The organism is Streptomyces mutabilis, from assembly GCF_014649815.1.
GTDB lineage: Bacteria > Actinomycetota > Actinomycetes > Streptomycetales > Streptomycetaceae > Streptomyces > Streptomyces mutabilis.
Genome location: NZ_BMTT01000176.1, coordinates 1 through 648, shown reverse-complemented (window position 1 = coordinate 648; position 648 = coordinate 1). Strand labels below are relative to the sequence as shown.

Below are 648 nucleotides of genomic sequence, written 5' to 3'. Positions count from 1 at the left end.
ATTATATGGATTTCATTAGTTCAGCCGGGACAATTTGAACCAGCCTTAGTTGCTGCAATAGCAGTATTAGTTATCGCTTGTCCTTGTGCGTTAGGCTTAGCTACGCCTACTTCTATAATGGTGGGTACCGGAAAAGCTGCTGAAAATGGCATTCTATTTAAAGGTGGAGAACACATTGAAGGTACACACGCTATTAATACAGTTGTTTTAGATAAAACTGGCACTATAACAAATGGCACACCTGAAGTCACTGATTTTAGTGGAGATGATCAAACATTACAATTGTTAGCTAGTGCAGAAAAAGGTTCTGAACACCCACTAGCTGAAGCTATCGTAAGTTATGCTAAAGAAAAATCATTAGAATTTTTAGAAGTAGACCATTTTGAAGCTATACCAGGGCGCGGTATAAATGCAACAATTGATGGTAAAGAACTTTTTGTCGGAAATCGAAAACTAATGAGTGAAAAAGGAATCCAAACTAATGAAGCTGAAACAAATCTCGCTCAATTTGAAAAAGAAGGAAAAACTGCAATGCTTATAAGCGTAGATAACGAATTGAGAGGGGTTGTCGCTGTAGCTGATACAGTTAAAGATACTGCCCAACAAGCTATTCAAAAACTTCATGAATTAGGTATTGAAGTTGCTATG

The 648-nt window shown here is 37.2% G+C and carries 1 protein-coding gene; it reads left to right on the top strand.

Annotated elements, in window-relative coordinates; genetic code table 11:
• Positions 1-648, top strand: a 648-nt coding sequence (locus IE142_RS39910; protein ID WP_191889456.1) for an HAD-IC family P-type ATPase, incomplete at both ends; no start/stop codon positions are given.